Source organism: Paractinoplanes pyxinae, assembly GCF_026626335.1.
In the GTDB taxonomy this organism is placed as follows: Bacteria; Actinomycetota; Actinomycetes; order Mycobacteriales; family Micromonosporaceae; genus Actinoplanes; species Actinoplanes pyxinae.
The window spans coordinates 142,086-166,550 of sequence record NZ_JAPNTZ010000021.1 but is presented as its reverse complement, the minus strand read 5'-3'; the positions used below and the strand labels follow the sequence as shown (position 1 = coordinate 166,550).

The window sequence follows — 24,465 nt, the reverse complement described above, 5'->3', positions numbered from 1 at the left end:
ATGGGTGAGCCCGAACGCCGACGCCGCCGCCTGCGTCCCTCCTCCGGCTCGGCGACGCCGGCCCCGCCGCCGGCCGCCGTCGACGAGACCACCGGCGCGGCGGCCGTGACCGAGCCGATCGCCGACCCGGCGCCCGACGAGGCGGCGCCGGTGCCGGCGCCGGTCGAGCGGATGGTGCGGCCCTCGCGCAACGGCGGCCACCGCCGTCAGCCGCCCGGCCCCAACGGCGGCGGGAACGGCGACGACCGGGAGCTCGAACGCGGCCTGCGCGGCCTCGTCGGCTCCGGTTCGTCGCAGGTCAGCGTGGGCGCCGCCCTGCGCGCCCGGGACGCCGCCCGGCCGACCGAGGACGACCTGGCCGACGCCGACCGCAACCTGACGATCGTCCGCCGCAACTGGGTCCCCCGCGAAGAGCTGCCCCGTAACCGCTAGCTCGGCGGGAGCTCCGGCAGCGCGGGGCGGTTGGCCTCGTACTCGGCGAGCTGGGCGATGCGGCGGGCGTGGCGCGGGTTGCCCGAGAACGGGGTGGCCAGGAACGTCTCGACGAAGCCGGTGGCCTCGTCGAGCGTGTGCTCGCGGGCGCCGATCGCGATGACGTTGGCGTCGTTGTGCTGACGGGCCAGCTGGGCGATCTCGGTGCGCCAGACCAGCGCGGCCCGCACCCCGTCGATCAGGTTGGCCGCGATCTGCTCGCCGTTGCCCGAGCCGCCGATCACGATGCCCAGCGAACCGGGGTCGGCCACCACCTTGGCCCCCGTGTGCAGGCAGAAGGCCGGGTAGTCGTCGTCCGGGTCGTAGACGTGCGGTCCCACGTCGACGACGTCGTGCCCCTGCTTGATCAGGTGGTTCACGAGGTGCATCTTCAGCTCGTAACCGGCGTGGTCGGAACCCAGGTAGACGCGCATGGTCTCACTCTCTCAGAAATACCGGCGGTCAGAAGGTCAAGGCCGCGCGCAGGTAGGAGGCGACCTGATCGGTGGCCACCCGCGCGTCGTCGATCACCGCGAGTTTGCGGGCGAACCCATGATTCACCCCCATGTAGCGGGTGTGCACGACGGGCACGCCGGCCGCCAGCAACGCGTCGGCGTAGTCGGCGCCCTCGTCGCGCAGGGCGTCGTACTGGGCCGTGATGATCAGCGTGGGCGGCAGGCCGGCCAGGTCGGCCGCCAGCGGGGCCACGTCGGGCGTGAACCGGGTCGTCGGGTCGGGGGCGTACGTCTCCCAGGCCACCTTCATCGAGGCCCGGTCGAGGCCGTACGAGCCGACCTCGTCGTACGACTCGGAGGCGGTCATCGGGTCGATCGCGGGGTAGATGAGCACCTGCAGGTCGAGCGGGGTGGCCGCGTCGCGCTGGCGCCGGGCGACGACGGTGGCGAGCTGGCCGCCCGCGCTGTCGCCGCCGATGGCCAGCCGGGAAGGGTCGACCCCGAGTTCGGCGCCGACTTTCCGCACGTACGAGACAACGGTCTCGACGTCCTCCAGGGCGGCCGGGAAGACATGTTCCGGAGCCAGCCGATAGCCGACGGACAGCACCGCGCAGCCGGACCGGTCGGCGATGCGCCGGCACGCCCGGTCGACCGTCTCGATGCTGCCGTAGCACCAGCCGCCGCCGTGCACGTAGATGAACACGGGCGCGTCGACGCGGGAGGCGTAGAGCCGGGCCGGCACTCCCCCGGCGTCGACGTCGGCCACCACCGGCAGGGGCAGGGCCGGGCCGCACTCGGCCTCGTTCGAGTCCTCCATCGCCTGCCGCATGAAGGCCAGAATTTCGTACGGGTCAGAAAGATCGGCCGGCGGCTGGGCGCGCAGCCAAGCCGCCGCGGTGATCTGCGGGTTGAGCATGACTAGTCGAGCTGGCTGAGAACGAGACCGCCCCGCGCCTTCGGCGTGAACCACGTGCTCTTGCGGGGCAGCTTCTGCCTCTCCAGGTTCACCCGGACGAAGTCGTCCACGGTGACCGGCGCGATCAGCACGGCCAGCTCGGACCGGCCCGCCTCGACCTCGCCCCGCAGCCACTCGGCCGGGTAGTCGCCGCCCACGTAGTTGATCCGCTTGTCGCCCGGGTCGAGCCCCAGCACGTCGCGCAGCAGCACCCGCTCGACCAGCGCGTGGTCGAGGTTGTCGACGTCGGGCAGGTTGGTGTTGACCGGCAGGCCGACGGTGAAGCTGCGACCGGCCGAATACAGCTCGATCGTGCCCTTGCTGGGGATCTGCGCCGGCCGCGGCACCTCGGTGACCGTCGACCCGGCCTCGCGCAGCCGCGCCAGCAGCTCGTCGAGAGCCAGCGGCAGCTCGCTGACCAGGCGGTTGTACGGCTGGATGGCGACCGAGGCGGGCGTGGTGACGACGGCCAGGAAGCGGGTGAGACCGGCCGTCTGCGCGGCCAGGCTGCGGTGGTTGCCGTCGGCCACCACCAGTTCGCCCCCGCCGGCCAGAGCGGTCAGCTCGTCCTGCTGAGGGCCGGGGCCGACGACCCAGATGGCGTGGGTGCGACCGGTCTGGTCGACGTCGGTGGCGGCGGGGGCGCCGGCGGCCTCGGTGGCGGCGGCCAGCGCGGCGTGCAGCTGCTCGCCCTTACCGGTCTGCAGCAGCAGCACCGGCGACAGCAGCGTCCCCACGGCCTCGGCCAGGGCGACGCGCTCGCGGACCTTCTCGAGGAAGACGTCCTCGTTGCGGATGACCAGGCCCGGCTCGGCGGCACGGGTGGAGATCTGGTCGGTGTCGACCAGGCTCCACAGCCCGTACGCCGGGGATTCGCCGGGCGCGGTGATGCGGTAGAGCACGACGACCTGGTCGGCCGGCGTGTACAGGCCCTCGGCGCGCTCGAGCGCGAGCCGGGCCACCGCGTCGGGCAGCGAAGCGGCGAAGGACTTGCCCAGCGACTCTGGCGCCAGGTGCGGCATCTCGATCGCGAGAGAACTATGCGGATTGTCGGCGATGATGGACGTGATTTCGGCGTCGTCGGCGAATTCGTCGTAGTTCTGGGCGCCCGTGCCACCAGTGGTGACCCAGGCCCGGCTGATCGGGTGCACGACCGTCATGACACAAGAAGTTACCGGGCGGCCCGGCGGTGCCTGCCGACGGGCATGTTCCCCCGCGACCGGGCCAGCTGACCGCGGCGCCAGCTGCCGACCGGTCGCTCGAAGGGCACCGCCGAGACCGTGACCGGCGGCGCGACCAGCGCGGCCAGCTCGGGCGACAGGTTCGTCCAGTCGTCGCGGTGCACCGCGATGGCCGACTGGGCGACGGCGTCGGAGTCTGCCATTTCGGTCTCCGCGTTGAATGAGGTGTGCATCACCCCATCCAACGACGGGCCGGAGGCGCTGGTAGCGCTTTTCCAACGATCAGTCGAATACCGGACCGATGTCGCGTGTGCGCTTGATCTCGTAGAAGCCCGGGGTTCCGGCGACCAGCATGACGCCGTCCCACAGCCGGCCGGCGGCCTCGCCCTTGGGGGCCGGGGTGACGACCGGGCCGAAGAAGGCGATCTTCTCGTCGCCGCCGTCCGGGCCGGGCGCGTGGATGACCGGGGTGCCCACGTCCATGCCGACCGGCTTCATGCCGGCGTCGTGGCTGCCGCGCAGGGCGTCGTCCCAGGCGTCGCTGCCGGCCGCGTCGGCCAGTGCCGGGTCGAGGCCGACCTCGGTCAGCGCCTCGGTGTAGAGCTGCTCGCCGAACTCGTACTTCTGCAGGTGGATCCGGGTGCCGAGGGCGGTGTAGAGGTCGCGCAACACCTGCGGGCCCGCCGCTTCCTCAGCGGCGATGCAGACCCGTACGGGACCCCAGGCCTTCTCCAGGAATGCCGTGTACTCCCCGGGCAGATCGCGGCCCTGGTTGAGCACGGCGAGGCTCATCACGTTGAACTGGATGTCGAGGGGGCGCACCTTCTCGACCTCGAGCAGCCAGCGTGAGGTGATCCAGGCCCAGGGGCAGGCGGGGTCGAACCACATGTCGACCGTGGCGCGTTCAGTCATGAATCAGATACTCCTGCACGCCACCAACTCCTGTCGCTATCGACCCGGGTTGTGGTCCGGGTGAGGTGGGACACCGGGCGTCGGCCTAGGCTGGCGAGGAAAGCTTGTGCGCTCAGAGGAGAGTGACTGTGGCCGGAGTTCGTAATTTGACCCAGGTGGAGGCAGCCGAGCGGGCACGCCTGCTGGAGGTCACCGGGTACGACATCACCTTGGATCTGACCGACGGCTACGGCAACCCCGGCGACGGCACCTTCCGCTCCACCACGGTCGTGACGTTCACCTGCCGCGAGCCCGGTGCGGAGACCTTCATCGAGACCGCGGCCTCGTCGGTGCGGTCCGCGACTTTGAACGGTGAACCGGTCGAGCTGACCGGTTTCTCGGCCGAGAAGGGCCTGACCCTGACCGGCCTGGCCGCCGAGAACGAACTGGTGGTCGACGCCGACTTCTTCTACTCGGCGAGCGGTCAGGGCCTGCAGCGCAGCCTCGACCCGGTCGACAAAGAGGTCTACCTCTACAGCCAGTTCGAGACGGCCGACGCGCAGCGGGTCTACGCCTGCTTCGACCAGCCCGATCTCAAGAGCGTCTACACCTGGCACGCCACCGTGCCGAAGCACTGGAAGATCGTCTCGAACATGCCGGTCGAGGGGGACGAGGCCGCGGGCCCGGGCGCCAAGACCGTGCACTTCCAGCAGTCGCCCCGGATGAGCACCTACATCACGGCGCTCTGCGCGGGTCCGTACCACGAGGTGCGCGACGAGCACGACGGCATCGACCTCGGCGTCTTCTGCCGCGCCTCGATGGCGCAGTACCTCGACCCGGACGACCTGTTCCTGATCACCAAGCAGGGCTTCGATTTCTTCCACGAGCAGTTCGGCGTGCGCTACCCGCTGCCCAAGTACGACCAGCTGTGGGTGCCCGACTTCAACGCCGGCGCGATGGAGAACTTCGGCTGCGTCACCCACGCCGAGTCGCACTACATCTACCGCTCGCAGGTCACCGACTTCGAGTACGAGCAGCGCGCGAACACGATCCTGCACGAGATGGCCCACATGTGGTTCGGCGACCTCGTGACCATGCGCTGGTGGAACGACCTGTGGCTGAACGAGTCGTTCGCCGAGTGGGCCAGCCACTGGTGCAGCTCGCACGCGACCCGGTTCACCGACGCCTGGACGACCTTCCTCTCCGTACGCAAGAGCTGGGGTTACCGCCAGGACCAGCTGTCGTCGACGCACCCCGTCTACACCGAGATGCCCGACCTCGAGGCGGTGGAGGTCAACTTCGACGGCATCACGTACGCCAAGGGCGCCAGCGTGGTGAAGCAGCTGGTCGCGTACGTCGGTGAGGACTCGTTCGTGGCCGGGCTGCGCGCCTACTTCGGCCGCCACGCCTGGGGCAACGCCACCTTCGACGACCTGCTCACCGAGCTCGAGACGGCGTCCGGCCGCGAGCTGCGCAAGTTCGCCGCCCAGTGGCTCGAGACGGCTCAGGTCAACACGCTGCGCCCGATCGTCGAGGTCGGCCCCGACGGCACGTACACCCGGGTCGTGGTGCAGCAGGAGGCGCCGGCCGACTACCCGACGCTGCGCACCCACCGCATCGGCGTCGGCCTGTACGACCTCGAGGACAAGCGGCTCGTGCGGCGCGACCTGCTCGAGATCGACGTGACCGGCGAGCGCACCGAGATCCCGGCCCTGGCCGGCGTCAAGGCGGCCGACGTGGTGCTGCTCAACGACGACGACCTGTCGTACACGAAGCTGCGGCTCGACGAGGGCTCGCTGGCCGTCGTGGTGCGGCACATCGACGGGCTCGACTCGTCGCTGTCGCGGGCGCTCGTCTGGAACGCGGCGTGGGACATGCTGCGCGACGGCGAGATGGCCACCCGCGACTACGTGACGCTGGTCTGCTCGGGCCTGCCCGCCGAGACCGACATCAACCTCACCACCTGGACGGCCCGGCAGGCGGCGACCGCTGTCGCGCAGTACGCCGACCCGGCCTGGGCGCCCACCGGCTGGGCCCGGCTGGCCGAGCTGGCCCGCACCTCGCTGGCCGCGGCCGAGCCGGGCAGCGGCTGGCAGCTCAGCTGGGCGCGCTCGCTGATCACCGCCTCCCGCACGCCGGAGGAGCAGGCCGTGCTGCGCGGCTGGCTCAGCGGCGAAAATGTGCCCGAGGGTCTGGTGGTCGACACCGAGCTGCGCTGGTCGCTGCTGCAGTCGCTGGCCTCACTGGGCGCGGCGACGGAGGAAGAGATCGAGAACGAGCTCAACTCCGACCGCACGGCCAGCGGCGAGCGCGAGGCGGCCGTGGCCCGGGCGCTCATCCCGACCATCGAGAACAAGGCCCGGGTCTGGGCCGAGCTCACCGGCGAGTCCGACCTGCCCAACTGGCTCAACCGCTCGCTGCTGAGCGGTTTCCAGAGCGCCAAGCAGGCCGAGCTGACCGCGCCCTACGCCGAGAAGTACTTCGACGTGGTGGCCGACGTCTGGGCCCGGTCGGACAGCGAGCCCGCGCAGGAGTTCGTGCAGATGGGCTATCCGGTGTACCAGGTCAGCGAGCACACGGTGGAGCTCACCGACACCTGGCTGGCCCGCGACGGGCAGCCGGCCTCGCTGCGGCGCCTGGTCGCCGAGGGCCGGGACGGCGTCGTGCGCGCTCTCAAGGCCCGCGCCAAGGACAAGGCTGCTGGCTAGAGCCAGGTAGAAGGGGCGACCCGTACCGGATAGGGGGCGTCGAGCTTGACCGGCTCGGCGCCCTCGATGCTGTGCACGGCCCGGTAGCGGGCGGCGCCCAGCTCGTAGGTGCGCAGACGCGGGCCCGGCTCGACCCGCCAGTAGGACGGGATGCCGGCCTCGGCGTACAGCGAGGGCTTGAGCAGGCGGTCGAAGCGGCGGGTGGCGGCCGTCTCGACCTCGACGACCAGGGCCACGTCGGCCGGGTCGCACCAGACCGCACCGGACGAGCGAGGGCGCAGCACGGTGACGTCGGGGACCAGGTTGCTCTCGCCGATCTCGACGCCGAGGCGGTCGCAGACCCACCAGTCGGGCGGGGCGGCCGCCCGCAGCGTGGCGACGACCGCGCGGACCAGCGCCTCGTGCGACTCGGGCTCGGGCGGCGCGACGTGCAGGCTGCCGTCGACGATCTCGTAGCGGTGACCGTCCTGCGGGAACAGATGGAGATCCGGTTCGGTCCAGCGGCCCTCGGGGGCCGTGAACCAGGTCGTCATCACCAACCGGACCACCTCCGCGGCGCCTCGTTGCACGGGGTGATCAGCCTACCTACACGGTGTTGTTGCCATCCGGTTTCGAGGCCTTTTCGACGGCGTACAACGACAAGAGCCCTCGTCCCACCAGCGGCGGGGCGAGGGCTCTGTCCTAGATCTGACTATGCGCGACCGGCGTGGGTGGCCAGCTGGTCGAGGCCGGCGACCACGCCGCCGGCCAGATCGCCACCCGCGAACGCGGCCGCCATGGACAGGCCGGCCAGCTTCGCGTCCCGGTCGGAGATGCGCTTGCGCGCCTCGTTGCCGGTGACGATCTCGAGCTTGCGCTGGTTGGGCGACACCGCGACGAGCACGGCCCGGTCGGCGTTGTCGACCTGCTTGTGCAGCCGCTCGGCGAACTCGCGGGCCGGCGTCTCGAACTCGCCGAGATAGACGCTGAAGGTCAGGCCCGTCTCGTCGTTGGCGACGCGCAGCGCGTGGTCGAGCCGCAGCAGCTGCCGGGTGGTGAAGGGACCGTCGGCGGCGTGGTTGTGCGCCACGATGGTGTCGCCGCCGGGGTGGTCGAGCTCGGTCAGGGGCTGGTCTTGTCCGCCCTGAGCGGCCAGGTCACCAGCTGTCACTTGCGCCTCCTGTCGGACCGGCCTTGACCGGGGCGCCGGTGCTGTCCTCGAGCACGGGACCGGTCAGGGCCGCCTGGCCGTGGCCGTGCCCGTCCAGGGCCGGCTGGTGGCCGGTGACCTGTTCCGGAGCGGCCAGGAACCAGATCGGCTGGAACGTGTACGGACGGCCCGGCCGGTAGCGGCGGTCGGGCTTCTCGCTGCGGCTGCCCGCCAGCGAGAGCGTGGCGATCAGCGCGATCACACCCGCCGGAATGATCAAGTAGACCAGAACGGTACTCAGAATCGACAACCTCAACGCCCCCAGGCGCCTGAATTCCCTGATGACACGAACAACTGTCACGGTAGCGGAGCGCGCGCCATCCCGAAGCGCCGGGTCTGACATAGGGCTTGCCTTCAGTCGAGTTCAGGGGCGGCGGTCGGGGTGGTTGGACGGGCTTTAGTCGAGTCAAGGGGCGGCGGTCGGGGTGGTTCGACGGGGCTCACGCCGTCGGGATCTACGCGGAATGGGCCCCCGGATGCGAAAATCACCCACACGCGCCGTTCGTGTCCATGCGCCCTCGAACGGCAGGAGGGGGAATCGATGCGCTTGTCCGTCCCCGCCGCCCTGGCGGCGCTCGTTCTGGGCCTACCTGTCCTGTTCGTCCTGGTGGTGCTGGTTGAACCCGCAGCCGCCGCCCGAGCCGCCGTCTTCCTCGAACTCAGCCCCAGCACCGTCCCAGCGGGCGACGACGTCGGTCTTCGCGCCTCGTGTGACGACAATCTCAAGGCGGCGACGGTCCGGTCGGGTCTGTTCGGCACGGTCACCGTGGCGCCGCGGTTCGGCTTCCTGACCGCGACGGCCAAGGTGCCCTCGAACACCCGGCCCGGCGACTACCGGATCGACCTGCGCTGCCCCGACGGCGCGGCCGCGTCGGCCACCCTGCACGTGGTGGCCAAGGTGCAACCGGCCCGCGGGCCGGCCACCGGGGCCGGCGGCACCGCCCCCGGGCGGAGCGCTCCGCTGCTGATCGGCAGCGGCCTCCCCGTCATAGCGGCGGCAATCGGACTCGGCGTGGTCGCGCTGCGCCGGCGGCGGCTCGGCTGAGGCGCGCGTGGCCACCCGACAGCCGCCCCGGGTGGGCGGGCCGCGCATGCCCGACTCGGTGCTGCGCAAGCGCCCGGCCCAGATCGTCGCGCCGCCGCCCGGCACCATCACGGGCCCGCTGCCACCACCGCCCCGCACGCCCGGCCGCCCGGCCTTCCGCGCCCCCAGCCCTCGGCCCCTGCCCAAGCAGCCGCCCCGGCCGATGCGGGGCAAGAAGCCGTGGCCGATCGGCATGGTGGCGCTGGCCCTGCTCTTCCTCGGCCTGTTCGTGGTCGCGATGGGGCTGGGTGCGGCCACCAACCTCGACCTGACCAGCCTGTTCGGCGGCTCCGAGAAGAATCAGGCGCCGCCGCGGGCGTTTCCGGTGCTCGACCCGAGCCGCCCCGAGCGGCTGAGCATCCCGGCCATCAACGTGCAGGCCCCGATCCTCGAGGTGGGGCTGGCGGCCGACGGGTCGGTGGGGGTGCCGCCGCTCAAGCGGCACAACGAGGCCGGGTGGTTCGACGGCGGGCCGACCCCCGGGCAGTTCGGGCCGGCCCTGATCGTCGGGCACGCCGACACGCGTACGGGACCGTCGGTCTTCCACGGCCTGCCGAAGCTGAAGCCGGGGCAGCGCATCGAGGTGACCCGGGCTGACAACTCGGTCGCCGTCTTCGAGGTCAATTCGGTCGAGCACTTCGACAAGGGCAAGCTGCCGGTGCAGCGGGTCTACGGCGACTACAGCCGCCCCTCGCTCCGCCTGGTGACGTGCGGCGGCCGCTGGATCGGCGGCAGCACCGGCTACTCCGACAACATCGTCGTCTTCGCTTCCATGGTCTCGGCGAAAAAGACCTAGAGAGAATTACGCCGCCTCGGCCGTTGCGGCCGAGGCGGCGGGGAGGTCGAGCCAGTCGGCCCAACGGGGGTCGGGCGTGCGGTGTCCGAGCACCCGCCAGGCCACCCCCCGGGGCGCCGCTGGTATCTGGTGCAGGCGCCAGCCGAGCTCGGCCGGGGTCTTGTCGCCCTTGCTGTGGTTGCACTTGGCGCAGGCCGCGACCACGTTCTCCCACGCGTGCAGGCCGCCGCGGCTGCGGGGGAACACGTGGTCGATGGTCTCGGCAGAGCCCCGGCAGTAGGCGCAGCGGCCCCCGTCACGCGCGAAGATCGCCCGCCGGGAGAGGCCGACGTGCGTACGGTAGGGAACCTTGACATACCTCGTCAGGCGGACCACCGACGGGACGGGCAGGATGGTGTGCGCACTGTGCAGCATGCCGTCACCGTCGGAGACGCATTCTGCCTTGGCCGTCAGCACCAGGATGGTCGCTCGACGCACCGATACGACGCACAGCGGCTCGTAGGTGGCGTTCAGAACCAACGCGGATGAGCCCACTGTGGGTCGTATGTCAGGCATCGCTGTCACCCTTCGGTGTAAGTGCTGTCACCGCTCCTGATGGTGTCCAAGGTCTGATAGCGAGGCCTCGGCGACGAGGTCCCGTGCGCCAATAGTCCCTGACGGATGCCCAAATTGCGAGCACAATCCGTGGCCGGACGGTAAACGTCTGAGGTCACAGCGCTGAGCGGTGGCTGAGAGCCGGCTCAGGGCCGCCCGGTACGGTGGCTTCCCGTGTTGCTGCTAGCCCCCACCCCAACTCCGTCCGGATCGACCGACATCTACCGGACGCCCGATGTGTCGGCCATATGCGACACCGACGTCGTCTGCAGCCGGGTCTACGAGTGGACGAACAGTCAGTGGCTCGCCAACAGCAGCTACGTGGTCATCGTGAAGCCGCTGCGGATCATCGGCATCATCCTGATCGCGATGCTCATCCGGTGGCTGCTGCAGCGGGCCATCGACCGGCTGACCCACACCTCGAGCCGCGCCTCGATGCCCGCGCTGCTGCGGCCGCTGCGCGAGAAGGTGACCGCCACGGCCGAGGACGGCCAGTTCATCCCCGAGCGCCGGCGTCAGCGGGCCGAGGCGATCGGGTCGGTGCTGCGCAGCTTCGTGAGCGCGGTGGTGTTCACCATGGCCGCCCTGCTGGTCTTCGGTGAGCTCGGCTTCAACCTGGGGCCGCTGCTGGCCAGCGCCGGCATCGTCGGCGTGGCCCTCGGCTTCGGCGCCCAGAGCCTGGTCAAAGACCTCATCGCCGGCCTCTTCATGCTGCTCGAGGACCAGTACGGGGTGGGCGACACGGTCGACGTGGGCGAGGCGACCGGCGTGGTCGAGACGGTCGGCCTGCGGATCACCACCATCCGCGACGCGCGCGGCGTGCTCTGGTACATCCGCAACGGCGAGATCGTCCGGGTCGGCAACAAGAGCCAGGGCTGGGCCATGGTCGTGATCGACATCCCGATCGGGTTCGTCAGCTCGGAGCAGGCCATCGCCGTGCTGCGCGAGGCGGCCGAGGCGGTGGCGGCCGAGCCCGAGCACCAGACCGAGTTCCTCGAGCCCCCGGACGTGGTCGGCGTCGAGCAACTGACCGTCGACGGCGCGACGATCCGGACGATCGCCAAGACCACTGCCGACGGTCAACTGGTCGTCCAGCGCGAGCTGAGGCGGGTGCTGATGGAGGCGCTGGACGCGTCGGGCCTCTCCGAACGCATCGCCGCCTCTCGATTGCTGCCGCGCGGGGCAGTGCCGCCGGCGTACCTCGGAAATTCCGGCGGCGACGAGCGGCCGGGCGGGGCGACCTGAGCTGGGATTAGTTCTTCCGGGTGATGTCCGGCCTCGACCGAATGGCCGACAATTCGCCCGTACGCCCTAGCATCGGCTCGGACGATCGGGCAGAATCCGCTTGAGCATTTGCACATGCGGCATCACGTTCCCGTCGGGCGCCGGCCCCGCGCGGACGTGCCCCGGTGACCGCCCTGACCCGGCGGAACGCCGAGATCGATGGAGGACCTGGTGTCCGATGACCCGGATGCGCGCGAGGCAACCAGTGCCAGCGCGCCTACGGAGAGCGATCGATTGATCACCTTTCGTGATCTCTTCGCCAATCGTGAATACCGGGCGCTCTACCTCTCCCTGGTCACCAACTGGGTCGGCGACTACCTGGCCCGGGCCGCCATCACCGTCCTGGTCTACGAGCAGAGCAAGTCGGTGCTGCTGTCGGCGGCGGCGTTCGCGGTCACGTTCCTGCCCTGGGTCATCGGCGGCACCGTGCTCTCGGCCCTGGTCGAGCGCTACTCGTACCGCAAGGTTCTGATCGCCGCCGACCTCTACCGCATGGTGCTCATCGCGCTGCTGCTCATCCCGCACATGCCCATCCCGGTCATGCTGCTGGTCGTCTTCCTGGCCAGCCTGGGCACCCCGCCCACGCAGGCGGCCCGCTCGGCGCTGCAGCCGCTGGTCGTCGGGCGCGAGATGCTGCCCATCGCGGTGGCCACCAACGCGACCAGCGTGCAGGCGGCCCAGGTCTTCGGCTACCTGGCCGGCGCCGCCCTGGCCACCGCCATCAACCCCCAGGTGGCCCTGGTCATCGACGTGGTCACCTTCGCCGTCTCGGCGGCGCTGATCACCTTCTTCGTGCGGCCGCGGCCGCCCGCGCACAACCGCGCCCAGCGCCGCCACCTGCTGCGCGAGTCGGCCGAGGGGTACCGCCTGGTCTTCGGCTCGACCACGCTGCGGTCCATCGCGCTCATGGTGTTCGTCCTGACCATGTTCGCGATCGTGCCCGAGGGCCTGGCCGCCGCCTGGGCCGCCGAGAGCACGTCCGACCCGGCCGCCCGCGGCCTCAACCAGGGCCTGATCATGGCGGCCGGGCCGATCGGCTTCGTCGTCGGTGGCCTGCTGATCAACCGGCTGGCCGGCCCCGCCCTGCGCGACCGGCTGGTGCGGCCGCTCGCCGTGCTGACGGCGCTGGTGCTCGTGCCGGCACTGGCCGCACCGCCGCCGCCGATCGTCGCCATCATGGTGGCGCTGTCCGGCATCGCCCAGGGCGGCGTCGTGCCCACCCTGAACGGCAAGTTCGTGCTGATCCTGCCGCACGGGTACCGCGCCCGGGCGTACGGCGTCATGCAGACCGGCCTGCAGTTCAGCCAGTTCGGCGCCGTGATGGTCACCGGCCTGCTGGCCGACCACTTCTGGCTGCCGATGGTGGTGGGCCTGTGGAGCCTGGGCGGCGCGGTCGCGCTCGGGCTGCTGGCCTACCGGTGGCCCAGCGCGGCCACCTTCGCGGCGGCCACCGACGCCGCCGCGGAGAGCCAGCCCGCACCCGCCGCGCCGGCCTCGCCGCCCGCGCCCCGGCCCACGGTGACCACGACCAGCGTCACACCCGAGCGCCCCTGACCGAGGCGGCCGCCGCTCCTTACGCCTGGCAGGATGGAAAGGTGACCGCACCGACCTTCTTCGACGCCGTCGGCGGCGAACCCACCTTCCGGCGCCTCGTCGACCGCTTCTACGAGGGCATCGCCGACGACCCGCTGCTGCGGCCGATGTACCCCGAGGGCGACCTCGGCCCCGCCGCCGAGCGGATGACCCTCTTCCTCATGCAGTACTGGGGCGGCCCCAACACGTACTCGGCCACCCGCGGCCACCCGCGCCTGCGCATGCGGCACGCGCCGTTCGTGGTCGACGCGGCCGCCCGCGACGCCTGGCTCACCCACATGCGCGCCGCCGTCGATTCCCTCGAGCTCCCGCCGGAGCAGCACGACCAGCTGTGGGACTACCTGGAACGCGCCGCCTACTTCATGGTCAACAGCTGAGATCGTTTCCGGCGGCGTAATTGGGTCGTTGAGCGGGTGACCAACCCGCCGATCACCTGATGACTCGGGTGTAACGATCAGGAGCTCCGCCATGCGCCGCCGCCTGCTCGCCGCCGCCACTGCCGCCGCCGCCGTCGTGGCGTGCGCGCACCCCGCCGCGGCCGACATGGCCCACTCCACCGTGGTGTCCCCCAACCCCGTCGACTTCACCCCGCACGTGCTGGACGGGACCGTCTGGTCGATGGCCGTGGTCGGTGACACCGTCGTCGTCGGCGGCGCCTTCACCAAGGTCACCGACGCCGGCCGGCGGAACACCTTCGCCCGCAAGAACCTCTTCGCGTACGGCCTGCGCGACGGCGCCATCCGCAACTTCGCGCCCCAGGTCGACGGCGCGGTCTACGCCCTCGCCGCCGGCGCCGACGGCACGGTTTACGCCGGTGGCGCCTTCAAGACGGTCAACGGCGCAGGCCAGCGCGGCCTCACCCGGCTGTCGCTCGGCGGGCAGCGGGTCAGCGCCTTCAACGCCCGCATCGGATGGGGCGACGTGCGGGCCGTCCAGGCGCGCGGCTCCCGGCTGTACGCGGCCGGGACGTTCCAGAACATCAACGGGGTCAACCGAGCCGGGCTGGCCCGCCTCAGCGCGGCCACCGGCGCCGTCGACACCGGCTTCGACGCCCGGCTCACCGCGCCCGGCCTGACCCGCACCCGGGTCGAGCACTTCGACATCTCCCCCGACGGCAGCAAGCTGATCGCGGTGGGCGCCCTGCTGCGGGCGAGCGGCTACGACCGCACGCAGATCGCCATGTTCGACGTGTCCGGCTCGTCGGCCCAGCTGACCAGCTGGTACACCGACGCCTACAAGCCGCAGTGCATGAAAGGCTTCGACACCTACCTGCGCCAGGTGAAATTCTCGCCCGACGGCTCGTACTTCGTGGTCGCGGCGACCGGGCGCGCGTCCTCACCCGACCGGCTCTGCGACTCGGCCGCGCGGTTCGAGGCGGGCGGCAGCGGACGGCACAACCCGACCTGGGTGCAGCGGACCGGCGGGGATTCCCTGTACGCGGTGGCGGTCACGGGGTCGGCGGTGTACCTGGGCGGGCACCAGCGGTACTTCAACAACCCGTACGGCACGGACGCCAAGGGCCCGGGGCCGGGAGCGGTGTCGCGGGTGGGGATCGGCGCGGTTAGCCCGAGCACGGGCCGCGCTCTCTCATGGAACCCGACCCGCAAGCGCGGGGTGGGCGTCCGGGTGTTCGTGGCTACGCCGGAGGGGCTGCTGGTCGGCTCCGACACCGACCAGCTGGGCCGCGAGTACCACGGCCGGATCGGCATGTTCCCGCTCCGATGACTTAGTCCCTGGGTGCTGCCAACGGCTGTGCACCCGCGATTTGCCCGTCGATGAGATGGTGTGCGGTTTTCCGCCCACCATCTCATCGGCCTCCCGGGGCAAATCGCCGCGGAGCGAAGCGGAGCCTTATAACAGCGCGCCCTCGTCGTGTAGCCAGTCGACGAAGCTGGTGGCTACGGCGGCGCCGCAGTCCAAGAGCTCTGTCAGTAGGGCGTCGTGGGTGCCGGCGGCCAGGGGGACCTGGAGTTCGGCGTAGATGGGTAGCTGGTTGCGCTCGGTGGGGTCGCCCACGTACGCCTTGCAGAAGCGGCGGGTGTGGTTCCACTCATTGACCACGCGGTAGGCGCGGTCGGCCCAGTCGGGCGGGACCGTCGAGTGCGGGCGGGCGCGCATGACGAGGATTTCGTCGTCGGGGCCCTCCAGGGTGAACAGCACGGCGTGCCGCTCCCACATCGCCAGCAGGCTCCCGCCGCCGTCGGCCAGGAACCGGATGTCGAGCAGATCGAGCGCCTTGCCGATACGCGTGAGCGTGACCGGAGCGACGACCTCGGGCTCCTCGTTCGCGGCTTCCACCGGGACCGGCAGCCGGCTCGGCTCACGCTGCGCCGGGACGCCGACACGGACCGTGCCGCGCGCCGCCGGATCATCCTCGGCCTCCGGCGCGTTACTTGCGGCCGAGCCCGGACGCCATGACCACCACGGCATCTTTGTGCACCTCACTCCCCAGCGAACCCACTGCCGGACGTAGCGAGTGGATCCGAGGGCCGACGGTACCCGTACCGGTCGCGGAGGTCATCCCCCCAACGGGAGGGCGGGACCGCTCGTACGACCATCCATCACCCTTTCGGGTGACCACCTATAGGTAAAACGGTCAATTTCTTGACCGCCTGTAGCCACGCCACTCCATATGGTGCCGAAAGGGCCACCCAGTTCCCCGCCACGCGGACGCGCGTATCCGGAGTCCCAGTGTCACCCGGACCGAGGAAACCCATCCGGGAGATCGCCTGAACGAGTCGCTGCGAGACCTCCACCGGGCGACCGCCGGGCGAGGTGACGGTGAGCGCCACATGGTCGAGGAGGGCGTCCCGTACGGCCCTCTGGCCCACCGCCCGGCCGGCCAGACCGCCCGCCGAGACCTCGCGCAGGGTACCCGCCGCGGCCTCGGCCAGCCGGCTCAGCTCGGCTCCGGCGACCGCCTCGACCGTCTCGCCGCCCGGCGGCGGCAGCGGCCAGCGCCAGTCGGCGTCCCGGCGGGCCGGCAGCTCGTCGCCACCGCGGGCCAGCACGGCCAGCAGCGCGCTCGCCGCGACCGTGGCGTCCTCGGGACCGTGCCCGGCCACCTCACGGGTGACCAGCACCTCCCACGGCAGTTTGCCCCACAGCGCGACCCGTCCGCCGGTGGTGCGCAGCCGCACGGGAGCGGCCGGGTCGAGCCGGGTCAGGCGGGCCAGAAAGGCGCCGGCGTCGGGGACGCCGGTGAGCCCGTGGCCACTCATGACTCGAGATAGGGCCGCAGGAACTCGCGCTCGGCCTCGGTGAGCCGGCGTGGGTGGCCGTTGGCCAGGTTGTACGGGACGCAGACCGACTTGGCCCGGCTGGCCAGCACGCCGTCGTCGAACAACTCGTACGCGACGGTGAATGAGGCCGCCCGCTGCTCGCAGATCCACATCTCGATCCGCACGGGGTCTCCATAGTCGACCGGGCGCAGGTAGTCGACCTCGTGCCGGGCGATGACGATGCCCTCCTCGAAGGACCCCAGCCCGTGCTCGCGCGCGCCGACGAAGAACATGGCAACGCGCGCCTCCTCGTACAGGGTGAGGAAGCGCGCGTTGTTCACGTGCCCGTACGCGTCCATGTCGGACCAGCGCACGGGCACGTCGTGTACAAATTTCTCAGTCACGCGTCAGCTTGCGGTAGGTGACCCGGTGCGGACGGGCGGCCTCGGCGCCGAGACGGTCGATCTTGTTCTTCTCGTACGCCTCGAAGTTGCCCTCGAACCAGAACCACTTGTCCGGGTCCTCGTCGGTGCCTTCCCACGCCAGCATGTGGGTGGCGACGCGGTCGAGGAACATGCGGTCGTGGCTGATGACCACGGCGCAGCCCGGGAAGTCGAGCAGCGCGTTCTCCAGGCTGCCCAGGGTCTCGACGTCGAGGTCGTTGGTCGGCTCGTCGAGCAGGATCACGTTGCCGCCGATCTTCAGCGTCAGCGCGAGGTTGAGCCGGTTGCGCTCGCCGCCGGAGAGCACCTTGACCGGCTTCTGCTGGTCGGGACCCTTGAACCCGAAGGCCGCGACGTACGCCCGGGACGGCATTTCGACCTTGCCGACCATGAGGTGGTCGAGACCGTCGGAGACGACCTCCCACACTGTCTGGTCGCCCTGCAGACCCTCGCGGCTCTGGTCCACGTACGACAGCTGGACCGTCTCACCGACCCGGACCGTGCCGTCGTCCGGCTTCTCGAGCCCGACGATGGTCTTGAACAGGGTGGTCTTGCCGACGCCGTTGGGGCCGATGATGCCGACGATGCCGTTGCGGGGCAACGAGAACGACAGGTGGTCGATCAGCGTACGGCCGTCGAAGCCCTTGGTCAGGTCCTTTGTCTCGATCACCGTGTTGCCCAGGCGCGGGCCCGGCGGGATCTGGATCTCTTCGAAGTCGAGCTTGCGGGTCTTCTCGGCCTCGGTCGCCATCTCTTCGTAGCGGTCGAGACGGGCCTTGCTCTTGGTCTGGCGGGCCTTGGCGTTCGACCGCACCCACTCGAGCTCCTCGGTCAGACGCCGCTTGAGCTTGGCGTCCTTGCGACCCTCGACGGCCAGGCGCTGGGCCTTCTTGTCCAGGTAGGTCGAGTAGTTTCCCTCGTACGGATAGGTGCGGCCACGGTCGAGCTCGAGGATCCAGTTGGCCACGTTGTCGAGGAAGTACCGGTCGTGCGTGATGGCGATGACGGTGCCGGCGTACTTGGCCAGGTGCTGCTCCAGCCAGTGCACGCTCTCGGCGTCCAGGTGGTTGGTGGGCTCGTCGAGCAGCAGCAGGTCGGGCGCCTCGAGCAGCAGCTTGCAGAGGGCCACGCGGCGGCGCTCACCACCGGAAAGCTGGGTGACATCGGCGTCCGGCGGCGGGCAGCGCAGCGCGTCCATCGCCAGCTCGAGCTGGGAGTCGAGGTCCCAGGCGTTGACGTTGTCGAGCTGCTCCTGCAGCTTGCCCATCTCTTCCATGAGCTCGTCGGTGTAGTCGGTCGCCATCTCTTCGGCGATCTTGTTGAACCGGTCGAGCTTGGCCTTGGTCTCGGCCACGGCCTCCTCGATGTTGCCGAGGACGGTCTTCTCCTCGTTCAGAGGAGGCTCCTGAGCCAGCATGCCGACGGTGTAGCCGGGCATGAGCCGGGCCTCGCCGTTGCTGAGCGTCTCGACGCCGGCCATGACCTTGAGCAGCGTGGACTTACCGGCTCCGTTGGGGCCGACGACGCCGATCTTGGCGCCCGGCAGGAAGTTCAGCGTCACGTTGTCGAGCACGACCTTGTCGCCGTGCGCTTTGCGCGCCTTCTCCAGGACGTAGATGAACTGGGCCACGGTGCGCCCTACCTCCGTGATCGTTGATTTTCGTGCGGGGCCGGAACTTCGCAGAATGCAGGGGCAATCTTTCCAGGTCGCCCACCGGCCTCTGTTAACAACCCCTTGACCGTACGAGGGATTCCCGTCAACCGGCGCGGCGGGCCTCGTTGCGCTGGGGCTTGCGCTGCGGCTTGCCCTCGACCTTGGCGAAGGTCAGCTCGAACAGGCTGGGCGTGATCACGAAGCGATTGCCCCTCTGGTCGTACACCTCGTACGTGTCGGTGCCGACTTTGCGCACACCTGGCAGGAACAGCCCGTTGTCACCCTCGACCAGCTTGGCGTCGATGCCGCCGGTCTTGCTCTGATAGAAGAGCGCGCCCTTGGAGTCGGTGCAGATCCAGTACGTGCTGTCGTTGTCGGTGTAGATCTTGAGCACCTGCCAGAGATCGCCGTCGAGCCCGACCTTGCGCGCGGTGTCCAGCGTCTCCTGCGGGCAGAAGTCGCCGGGCGGGGTGAAGGCCGGCGCCGGCGACTCGGTCTGCGAGGCCGGGGACGCCCCGCCGCCGTCGGCGCTCCGCTCCTCGCGCTGCCGCTCGCCCAGCAGAAAACCGCCGACCATGGCCATGATCGTCAAGAAAACCGTGGCAATGACCACAGGGAAGAAGATCGGCCGCCGGGGCGGGGAAAGATCGCTGGACGGTGTCACGGGCTCAGGATGGCACCCGGCCGCCATAAGTGGGTACACGGACGGCGCTCGACACTGGGCACGCCTCCTGCTGCTACGCACAGTAGGCTCACAAGTGGGAACAGAAACGACCCGGAGGTGCACTCAGCGTGGCCGAACGAAGTTCCTTCGTCGTAGTCGCCAACCGTCTGCCCGTCGACGAGATCACCACCCCGGACGGGGAACGCCAGTGGCGTACGAGTCCGGGTGGCCTGGTCACCGCCCTTCACCCGGTGCTGACCGAGCACGGCGGCACCTGGATCGGGTGGGCCGGCGGCACCGGCGAGGCGCCCGAGCCGTTCGACCTCGAGGGCATCCACATCCACCCGGTCCCGCTGAGCGCGGACGAGCTGGAGCGCTACTACGAGGGCCAGTCCAACGCGACGATCTGGCCGCTCTATCACGACGCCGTCGAGACGCCGGTCTACAAGCGTCGCTGGCGTGAGACATACCGCCTGGTCAACCAGCGTTTCGCCCAGGCCGCGGCCGAGGTCGCCGCCGACGGCGCCACCGTCTGGGTGCAGGACTACCAGCTGCAGCTGGTGCCGGCCATGCTGCGTGAGCTGCGGCCCGACCTCAAGATCGGGTTCTTCCTGCACATCCCGTTCCCGCCGATCGAGCTGTTCATGCAGATGCCGTTCCGGGCCGAGGTGCTGCGCGGACTGCTCGGCTCCGACCTGGTCGGCTTCCAGCAGCGGCTGGCGGCGCAGAATTTCGTACGCCTGGCCCGGCACCTGCTCGGCCTGCGCTACGAGGGCCAGTCGATCCAGGTCGACGGGCGCAAGGTCAAGGCGGGCGCCTTCCCGATCAGCATCGACACCAAAGAGATGGAACGCCTCGCGGCCGACCCCAAGGTGCAGGCGCGGGCCAAAGAGATCCGGGCCGAGCTGGGCGACCCCAAGACGATCATTCTGGGCGTCGACCGGCTCGACTACACCAAGGGCATCGAACTGCGCCTCAAGGCGTTCCGCGAGCTGCTGTCGGACGGCAAGCTCAAGGTCGGCGACGCGGTGATGGTGCAGGTGGCGACCCCGAGCCGGGAACGCGTCGAGCACTACCAGTCGCTGCGGGTGAAGGTCGAGCGCGAGGTCGGGCGGATCAACGGCGAGTTCGGCCGGGTCGGCGTGCCCGCCGTGCACTACCTGCACCAGTCGTACAGCAAGCAGGAACTGGCCGCGATGTACGTGGCGGCCGACGTCATGATGGTGACCCCGCTCCGCGACGGCATGAACTTGGTCGCCAAGGAGTACGTGGCCTGCCGGGGTGACACCGGCGGCGCGCTGGTGCTCAGCGAGTTCGCGGGCGCGGCGACCGAGATGCGCCAGTCGTTCCTGTGCAACCCGCACGACCCCGACGGCGTGAAGGACGCGCTGATGCGGGCCGTCGCGGCCGAGCCGGCCGAGCTGAAGCGGCGGATGCGGGTGATGCAGCGGCACCTTCGTACGCACGACGTGGCGCAGTGGGCGCGGACGTTCCTGGACGCGCTCGAGGCGGCGGCCGAGGGCCGCGACCCCGAGCCGGACGGCGTTCAGTCCACGTAGAGGCAGAACGGGTGACCGGCCGGGTCGAGGAAGACCCGGACGTTCTCCTGAGGCTGGAAGTCGGCGAGCGTGGCACCGGCCTTCGTGGCGTGCGCGCACGCCGCTTCCAGGTCCTCGACGCGGATGTCGAGGTGCATGCTCATCTGGGGCTGCCCGGGCTGGGCGGGCCACACCGGTCGTACGTACTGTTTCTCGGTCTGGAAGGAAAGCCCGGCGCCGCCGCCGGGAGCGCCCAGCACGACCCAGTCGTCCTCCTCCTGGGTCGCGCTCCAGCCGAGGAGCCGCCGATAGAAGGCGGCCAGTTCGCGCGCGTCGGGCGCGTCCAGCACCGTTGCGGTCAGGGTGATCTGCGGCCGTCCGTCCATGCGAACGACCTACCCACACAGTGACGCTTCTATACCGCTGCGTGTACGACCTCTCCGATCACCACGACGGCCGGCGGCCGGATGCCGGCCTCGGCGACCGCCGCGGTGACTTCGCCCAGTGTGCTGCGCAGTGAGCGTTGGTGGCTGGTCGAGCCCTCCTGCACGACAGCGGCCGGTGTCTCGGGCGCGCGCCCCTCGGCGATCAGGCGCTCGGTGATCTTCCCCAGGTTCTTCAGCCCCATGAGGACGACCAAGGTGCCGCGCAGCCGGGCCAGGGCCGCCCAGTCGACCAGCGAGTCGGGGTGGCCGGGCGGGATGTGCCCGCTGACCACGGTGAACTCGTGCGCCACGCCGCGGTGGGTGACCGGGATGCCGGCCAGCGCGGGCGCGGCGATCGAACTGGTCACGCCGGGCACGACCAGCACCGGGACGCCGGCCTCGGCGCACGCGATCGCCTCTTCGCCGCCGCGGCCGAAGACGAACGGATCGCCGCCCTTGAGCCGCACCACGAACTTTCCCTCGAGGGCGCGCTCGACCAGGATGCGGTTGATCTCTTCCTGGGCCGCGGCCGGGCCGTACGGGATCTTGGCCGCGTCGACGAACTCGACCTCGGGCCGCAGTTCGCCCAGCAGCATGCCGGGCACCAGCCGGTCGGCCACCACGACGTCGGCCGCGGCCAGCAGCCGGCGGCCCTTCACGGTGATCAGTTCCGGGTCGCCGGGGCCGGCCCCGACCAGGGCCACGCCCTTGTGCTCGGGCGCGACCGGCGGGCTGCTCTCGAGGGCGTGGGCCACCAGGTCGCGGACGGCCATGGCGCGCCGCCGGTCGCCGCCGTCGGTGACGGCCACGGTGACCTGGCCATGCCGGGTGACGGCGGGGGTCCAGGCCGTGGCCGCGTCGCGGTCGTCCGCCCGTACGCAGAACACCCGCCGCTGCTCGGCGGCGGCGCTCACCTGTTCGGCGGCGGCCGGGTCGTCGATCGCGACGTGCACCAGCCAGGCGCCGTCGACGTCGGACGGCTCGAACCGCCGGGCGTTCCAGGTCGCCCGGCCGGCGTCGACCTGGCCGCGCAGGGCCGGGGTCAGCTCGGGCGACACGATCTCGACCACGGCGCCCGCGGCCAGCAGGGCGGGCACACGCCGGGTGGCCACCGCGCCGCCGCCGACCATGAGCACCCGGCGGCCGGTCAGCTTGAGCCCGAGGGGATAGACGCTCACTTCTCGGACACTCCGGCCGAGTCGAAGGTGGCGACCTCGTGCAGCACGCGAACGGCGGCCGTGACGACCGGCAGCGCGAGCGCGGCGCCGCTGCCCTCGCCCAGGCGCATGCCGAGGTCGAGCAGGGGCTCGAGGCCGAGGTGGGCCAGCGCGACGGTGGCGCCGGGCTCGGCCGAGCGGTGACCGGCGACCATGGCGGCCACCGAGTCCGGCGCGAACGCGGCGGCGGCCAGCGCGGCCGAGGCGGCGATCACGCCGTCGATGATCACCGGCACCCGGTTCGCGGCCGCACCCAGGATGAAACCGGTCAGCGCCGCGTGCTCGAGGCCGCCCACGGCGGCCAGCACGCCCAGCGGGTCGGCCGGGTCGAGCCGGTGCCGGGCCAGCGCGCGAGCGACCACCTCGGTCTTGTGCGCGAGCGTCTCGTCGTCGATGCCGGTGCCACGGCCCGTGACGGCCGCCGGGTCGCGGCCGGTGAAGGCGGCGATCAGGGCGGCTGCGGGAGTGGTGTTGGCGATGCCCATGTCCCCGGTGAGCAGGCACTTGGCGCCCGACTCGACCAGCGCCTGAGCCACGCCCAGGCCGACCTCGACGGCGGCCTGGGCCTCGTCGCGGGTCAGCGCCGGCTCGACCGAGAGGTCGCGGGTGCCGCGGCGGACGTTCGCGTCGAGCAGAGTAGCCCCGCCGTGCAGCGGGATGGCCACGCCGACGTCGACCACCATCACGTCGGCGCCGGCCTGCCGGGCGAACGTGTTGACGACGGCCCCGCCGGCCACGAAGTTGGCCACCATCTGCGCGGTGACCTCTTGCGGCCACGGGGTGACGCCCTGCGCGTGCACGCCGTGGTCGCCGGCGAACACCGCCACGGTGGCCGGAGCGGGCAGCGGCGGCGGGCAGACTCCGGCCAGACCGGCCAGCCGTACCGAAAGCTCTTCGAGAGTGCCCAGCGAGCCGGCCGGCTTGGTCAGCCGGGCCTGCAGGTCGCGGGCGGCTCGCATCGCCGTCTCGTCGGCAGGCCGGACGGCGGCGATCGTCGCCTCCAGGTCGGCGGTCACGGGCGTTCCTCCAGTAAGGCGGTCAGGACCTCGATGAATGCGTCGGTAGTGGCAGTGTCGCGCACCGCGACGCGCAGCCAATCGGGGCCCAGCCCGGGAAAGGTGTCGCCGCGGCGGACGGCATAACCCCGTTCCCGCAGCTCAACCCGGGTCTTGTCGGCGCCGGGAAAGCGTACGGCCACAAAGGCGCTGGCCGGATCGCCGGCGACCGTGAGGTTCGGCACGTGCCGCAGCCGCCGCACCAGGTGGTCGCGCTCCACCGCCAGACGGGCCGCGATCTCTCGTTCCGCGGCGACCGCCACCGGCGAGGCACACGCGGTGGCGGCGGCCAGGGCGGGAGTCGACACCGCCCACAGCGGCTGCGCGGCGGCCAGCCGGGGCAGCAGATCGGCCGGGCCGAGCAGGTAGCCGATGCGCAGCCCGGCCAGCCCCCAGGTCTTGGTGAGGCTGCGCAGCACCACCAGGCCGGGAAGATCACGCCGGCCGGCCAGCGACTCGGGCTCGCCGGGCACGCCGGACCGGTAGGTCGTGTCGGCGAACGCCTCGTCGACGACCAGCACGCGGCCGGGCCGGGCCAGCGCGGCGATCTCGCCCGCCGGGTGCAGCACCGAGGTGGGGTTGGTCGGGTTGCCGACGAAGACCAGGTCGGCGTCGGCGGGCACGAGCGCGGCGTCGAGCCGGAAGCCGTCCTCTTCGCGCAGGAGCACCCGCTCGACGGAGTGACCGGCGTTGCGCAGCGCGGCCTCGGGCTCGGTGAACTGCGGGTGCACCACGACCGGGCGGCGGGCGTCGCGCAGGGCCTGGGCCAGCAGGACGAAGGCCTGAGCGGCGCCGGCCGTCAGCAGCACCTCGCCGGGATCGCGTCCGTGCCGGGCGGCCACAGCGGCCGTGGCTCCGGTCGCGTCGGGGTAGGCCGCGAGGTCGTCCAGGGAAGCGCGCAGCGGGCCCGACAGCCAGGGCGGCATGGGCTCGCGGCGCACGTTGACCGCCAGATCGACCAGCCCGGCGCCCACCTCCGTGTCGCCGTGGTGGCCGAGGTCGATCGTCATGTCCTCAGGATGCCCGACCCGGATCGGCGTCTCACTT

27 protein-coding genes are annotated in these 24,465 nt (G+C 71.1%); 9 read left to right on the top strand and 18 right to left on the bottom strand.

The genetic code is table 11. From position 1 onward, the window contains the following. The gene (locus tag OWR29_RS42635; protein ID WP_267569326.1) at nucleotides 1–432 is read left to right on the top strand and encodes a hypothetical protein; all 432 of its coding nucleotides are present in this window, start codon (nucleotides 1–3) and stop codon (nucleotides 430–432) included. Here the strand turns inward: OWR29_RS42635 and OWR29_RS42630 are convergent. From OWR29_RS42630 to OWR29_RS42610, 5 genes are all read right to left on the bottom strand, one after another. Further along, complete coding sequence (locus OWR29_RS42630) at nucleotides 429–905, bottom strand: ribose-5-phosphate isomerase (protein ID WP_267569325.1); 477 nt, start codon at nucleotides 903–905, stop codon at nucleotides 429–431. The genes OWR29_RS42635 and OWR29_RS42630 overlap by 4 nt on opposite strands. A 28-nt stretch (nucleotides 906–933) precedes the next feature. Next, nucleotides 934–1,842 carry an alpha/beta hydrolase gene (locus OWR29_RS42625; RefSeq protein ID WP_267569324.1) on the bottom strand — a complete coding sequence of 303 codons (909 nt, stop codon included), beginning with the start codon at nucleotides 1,840–1,842 and terminating at the stop codon, nucleotides 934–936. Between the two features lie 2 nt (nucleotides 1,843–1,844). Further along, nucleotides 1,845–3,041 carry a DUF1015 family protein gene (locus OWR29_RS42620; RefSeq protein WP_267569323.1) on the bottom strand — a complete coding sequence of 399 codons (1,197 nt, stop codon included), beginning with the start codon at nucleotides 3,039–3,041 and terminating at the stop codon, nucleotides 1,845–1,847. Nucleotides 3,042–3,052: 11 nt separating this feature from the next. Beyond that, complete coding sequence (locus tag OWR29_RS42615; RefSeq protein ID WP_267569322.1) at nucleotides 3,053–3,265, bottom strand: hypothetical protein; 213 nt, start codon at nucleotides 3,263–3,265, stop codon at nucleotides 3,053–3,055. Between the two features lie 79 nt (nucleotides 3,266–3,344). Further along, nucleotides 3,345–3,974: a mycothiol-dependent nitroreductase Rv2466c family protein gene (locus tag OWR29_RS42610; RefSeq protein WP_267569320.1), complete on the bottom strand. Its 630-nt coding sequence runs from the start codon at nucleotides 3,972–3,974 to the stop codon at nucleotides 3,345–3,347. A gap of 128 nt (nucleotides 3,975–4,102) precedes the next feature. Here OWR29_RS42610 and pepN point away from each other — a divergent pair, with 128 nt between their 5' ends. Then, nucleotides 4,103–6,661 carry an aminopeptidase N gene (gene pepN, locus OWR29_RS42605; RefSeq protein ID WP_267569317.1) on the top strand — a complete coding sequence of 853 codons (2,559 nt, stop codon included), beginning with the start codon at nucleotides 4,103–4,105 and terminating at the stop codon, nucleotides 6,659–6,661. On the opposite strand, the gene OWR29_RS42600 is transcribed toward pepN, so the two are convergent. The 3 genes from OWR29_RS42600 to ctaJ all read right to left on the bottom strand — a co-directional run bounded on the left by OWR29_RS42600 (nucleotide 6,658) and on the right by ctaJ (nucleotide 8,100). Continuing rightward, on the bottom strand, nucleotides 6,658–7,194 hold the full coding sequence (locus tag OWR29_RS42600) for a Uma2 family endonuclease (protein WP_267569316.1): 537 nt from the start codon (nucleotides 7,192–7,194) through the stop codon (nucleotides 6,658–6,660). The two genes, pepN and OWR29_RS42600, sit on opposite strands and share 4 nt — an antisense overlap. A 158-nt stretch (nucleotides 7,195–7,352) precedes the next feature. After that, nucleotides 7,353–7,733, bottom strand: a complete 381-nt coding sequence (locus OWR29_RS42595; RefSeq protein ID WP_267569357.1) for a DUF5130 family protein — start codon at nucleotides 7,731–7,733, stop codon at nucleotides 7,353–7,355. Nucleotides 7,734–7,797: 64 nt separating this feature from the next. After that, on the bottom strand, nucleotides 7,798–8,100 hold the full coding sequence (ctaJ, locus tag OWR29_RS42590) for an aa3-type cytochrome oxidase subunit CtaJ (RefSeq protein ID WP_267569314.1): 303 nt from the start codon (nucleotides 8,098–8,100) through the stop codon (nucleotides 7,798–7,800). A 291-nt stretch (nucleotides 8,101–8,391) separates the two neighbouring features. Here ctaJ and OWR29_RS42585 point away from each other — a divergent pair, with 291 nt between their 5' ends. Continuing rightward, nucleotides 8,392–8,895, top strand: a complete 504-nt coding sequence (locus OWR29_RS42585; RefSeq protein ID WP_267569312.1) for a hypothetical protein — start codon at nucleotides 8,392–8,394, stop codon at nucleotides 8,893–8,895. Nucleotides 8,896–8,941: 46 nt separating this feature from the next. Continuing rightward, nucleotides 8,942–9,730: a class F sortase gene (locus tag OWR29_RS42580; protein WP_438872724.1), complete on the top strand. Its 789-nt coding sequence runs from the start codon at nucleotides 8,942–8,944 to the stop codon at nucleotides 9,728–9,730. A 6-nt stretch (nucleotides 9,731–9,736) separates the two neighbouring features. On the opposite strand, the gene OWR29_RS42575 is transcribed toward OWR29_RS42580, so the two are convergent. Then, nucleotides 9,737–10,285: an HNH endonuclease gene (locus OWR29_RS42575; protein WP_267569309.1), complete on the bottom strand. Its 549-nt coding sequence runs from the start codon at nucleotides 10,283–10,285 to the stop codon at nucleotides 9,737–9,739. A 213-nt stretch (nucleotides 10,286–10,498) separates the two neighbouring features. On the opposite strand from OWR29_RS42575, the gene OWR29_RS42570 reads away from it, so the two are divergent. The 4 genes from OWR29_RS42570 to OWR29_RS42555 all read left to right on the top strand — a co-directional run bounded on the left by OWR29_RS42570 (nucleotide 10,499) and on the right by OWR29_RS42555 (nucleotide 14,926). Further along, on the top strand, nucleotides 10,499–11,569 hold the full coding sequence (locus OWR29_RS42570) for a mechanosensitive ion channel family protein (RefSeq protein WP_438872722.1): 1,071 nt from the start codon (nucleotides 10,499–10,501) through the stop codon (nucleotides 11,567–11,569). Between the two features lie 207 nt (nucleotides 11,570–11,776). Then, a complete protein-coding gene (locus OWR29_RS42565) occupies nucleotides 11,777–13,162 on the top strand; it encodes an MFS transporter (protein WP_438872723.1) in 1,386 nt (461 codons plus the stop codon). A 41-nt stretch (nucleotides 13,163–13,203) separates the two neighbouring features. Next, on the top strand, nucleotides 13,204–13,578 hold the full coding sequence (locus tag OWR29_RS42560) for a globin (RefSeq protein WP_267569306.1): 375 nt from the start codon (nucleotides 13,204–13,206) through the stop codon (nucleotides 13,576–13,578). 91 nt (nucleotides 13,579–13,669) lie between these two features. Beyond that, nucleotides 13,670–14,926, top strand: coding sequence for a delta-60 repeat domain-containing protein (locus tag OWR29_RS42555; protein WP_267569305.1), 1,257 nt, complete (start codon nucleotides 13,670–13,672; stop codon nucleotides 14,924–14,926). Between the two features lie 126 nt (nucleotides 14,927–15,052). Here OWR29_RS42555 and OWR29_RS42550 read toward each other — a convergent pair whose 3' ends face one another. The 5 genes from OWR29_RS42550 to OWR29_RS42530 all read right to left on the bottom strand — a co-directional run bounded on the left by OWR29_RS42550 (nucleotide 15,053) and on the right by OWR29_RS42530 (nucleotide 19,183). Continuing rightward, nucleotides 15,053–15,631: a type III secretion system chaperone family protein gene (locus OWR29_RS42550; protein ID WP_267569304.1), complete on the bottom strand. Its 579-nt coding sequence runs from the start codon at nucleotides 15,629–15,631 to the stop codon at nucleotides 15,053–15,055. Between the two features lie 131 nt (nucleotides 15,632–15,762). Further along, nucleotides 15,763–16,422 (bottom strand): DUF8185 domain-containing protein, encoded by a 660-nt coding sequence (locus OWR29_RS42545; protein WP_267569303.1) that lies wholly within the window; start codon nucleotides 16,420–16,422, stop codon nucleotides 15,763–15,765. Then, nucleotides 16,419–16,826, bottom strand: coding sequence for an acyl-CoA thioesterase (locus OWR29_RS42540; protein WP_267569302.1), 408 nt, complete (start codon nucleotides 16,824–16,826; stop codon nucleotides 16,419–16,421). The genes OWR29_RS42545 and OWR29_RS42540 overlap by 4 nt, the downstream gene beginning before the upstream one ends. Next, nucleotides 16,819–18,495 carry an energy-dependent translational throttle protein EttA gene (gene ettA / locus OWR29_RS42535; RefSeq protein WP_267569301.1) on the bottom strand — a complete coding sequence of 559 codons (1,677 nt, stop codon included), beginning with the start codon at nucleotides 18,493–18,495 and terminating at the stop codon, nucleotides 16,819–16,821. The genes OWR29_RS42540 and ettA overlap by 8 nt, the downstream gene beginning before the upstream one ends. A gap of 127 nt (nucleotides 18,496–18,622) precedes the next feature. Further along, complete coding sequence (locus OWR29_RS42530; RefSeq protein ID WP_267569300.1) at nucleotides 18,623–19,183, bottom strand: type III PLP-dependent enzyme domain-containing protein; 561 nt, start codon at nucleotides 19,181–19,183, stop codon at nucleotides 18,623–18,625. Nucleotides 19,184–19,311: 128 nt separating this feature from the next. On the opposite strand from OWR29_RS42530, the gene OWR29_RS42525 reads away from it, so the two are divergent. After that, nucleotides 19,312–20,742, top strand: coding sequence for an alpha,alpha-trehalose-phosphate synthase (UDP-forming) (locus tag OWR29_RS42525; RefSeq protein WP_267569299.1), 1,431 nt, complete (start codon nucleotides 19,312–19,314; stop codon nucleotides 20,740–20,742). On the opposite strand, the gene OWR29_RS42520 is transcribed toward OWR29_RS42525, so the two are convergent. From OWR29_RS42520 to cobC, 4 genes are read right to left on the bottom strand one after another with little or no spacing between them, the layout of a single operon-like run. Beyond that, nucleotides 20,730–21,107, bottom strand: a complete 378-nt coding sequence (locus tag OWR29_RS42520; RefSeq protein WP_267569298.1) for a VOC family protein — start codon at nucleotides 21,105–21,107, stop codon at nucleotides 20,730–20,732. The genes OWR29_RS42525 and OWR29_RS42520 overlap by 13 nt on opposite strands. Before the next feature lie 29 nt (nucleotides 21,108–21,136). Then, nucleotides 21,137–22,324, bottom strand: a complete 1,188-nt coding sequence (gene cobA, locus OWR29_RS42515; protein ID WP_267569297.1) for a uroporphyrinogen-III C-methyltransferase — start codon at nucleotides 22,322–22,324, stop codon at nucleotides 21,137–21,139. After that, nucleotides 22,321–23,379: a nicotinate-nucleotide--dimethylbenzimidazole phosphoribosyltransferase gene (gene cobT, locus OWR29_RS42510; RefSeq protein WP_267569296.1), complete on the bottom strand. Its 1,059-nt coding sequence runs from the start codon at nucleotides 23,377–23,379 to the stop codon at nucleotides 22,321–22,323. The genes cobA and cobT overlap by 4 nt, the downstream gene beginning before the upstream one ends. After that, nucleotides 23,376–24,428 (bottom strand): Rv2231c family histidinol phosphate aminotransferase CobC, encoded by a 1,053-nt coding sequence (gene cobC / locus OWR29_RS42505; RefSeq protein WP_267569295.1) that lies wholly within the window; start codon nucleotides 24,426–24,428, stop codon nucleotides 23,376–23,378. The genes cobT and cobC overlap by 4 nt, the downstream gene beginning before the upstream one ends. Nucleotides 24,429–24,465 lie beyond the last annotated feature (37 nt).

Excerpts from the sequence above, each read along its gene's own strand:
- OWR29_RS42635 (WP_267569326.1), top strand. The coding sequence starts at position 1 with ATGGGTGAGCCCGAACGCCGACGCCGCCGCCTGCGTCCCTCCTCCGGC.
- OWR29_RS42630 (WP_267569325.1), bottom strand. The coding sequence starts at position 905 with ATGCGCGTCTACCTGGGTTCCGACCACGCCGGTTACGAGCTGAAGATG.
- OWR29_RS42625 (WP_267569324.1), bottom strand. The coding sequence starts at position 1,842 with ATGCTCAACCCGCAGATCACCGCGGCGGCTTGGCTGCGCGCCCAGCCG.
- OWR29_RS42620 (WP_267569323.1), bottom strand. The coding sequence starts at position 3,041 with ATGACGGTCGTGCACCCGATCAGCCGGGCCTGGGTCACCACTGGTGGC.
- OWR29_RS42615 (WP_267569322.1), bottom strand. The coding sequence starts at position 3,265 with ATGGCAGACTCCGACGCCGTCGCCCAGTCGGCCATCGCGGTGCACCGC.
- OWR29_RS42610 (WP_267569320.1), bottom strand. The coding sequence starts at position 3,974 with ATGACTGAACGCGCCACGGTCGACATGTGGTTCGACCCCGCCTGCCCC.
- OWR29_RS42600 (WP_267569316.1), bottom strand. The coding sequence starts at position 7,194 with ATGACGACCTGGTTCACGGCCCCCGAGGGCCGCTGGACCGAACCGGAT.
- OWR29_RS42585 (WP_267569312.1), top strand. The coding sequence starts at position 8,392 with ATGCGCTTGTCCGTCCCCGCCGCCCTGGCGGCGCTCGTTCTGGGCCTA.
- OWR29_RS42580 (WP_438872724.1), top strand. The coding sequence starts at position 8,942 with ATGCCCGACTCGGTGCTGCGCAAGCGCCCGGCCCAGATCGTCGCGCCG.
- OWR29_RS42575 (WP_267569309.1), bottom strand. The coding sequence starts at position 10,285 with ATGCCTGACATACGACCCACAGTGGGCTCATCCGCGTTGGTTCTGAAC.
- OWR29_RS42555 (WP_267569305.1), top strand. The coding sequence starts at position 13,670 with ATGCGCCGCCGCCTGCTCGCCGCCGCCACTGCCGCCGCCGCCGTCGTG.
- OWR29_RS42550 (WP_267569304.1), bottom strand. The coding sequence starts at position 15,631 with ATGCCGTGGTGGTCATGGCGTCCGGGCTCGGCCGCAAGTAACGCGCCG.
- OWR29_RS42545 (WP_267569303.1), bottom strand. The coding sequence starts at position 16,422 with ATGAGTGGCCACGGGCTCACCGGCGTCCCCGACGCCGGCGCCTTTCTG.
- OWR29_RS42520 (WP_267569298.1), bottom strand. The coding sequence starts at position 21,107 with ATGGACGGACGGCCGCAGATCACCCTGACCGCAACGGTGCTGGACGCG.
- cobC (WP_267569295.1), bottom strand. The coding sequence starts at position 24,428 with ATGACGATCGACCTCGGCCACCACGGCGACACGGAGGTGGGCGCCGGG.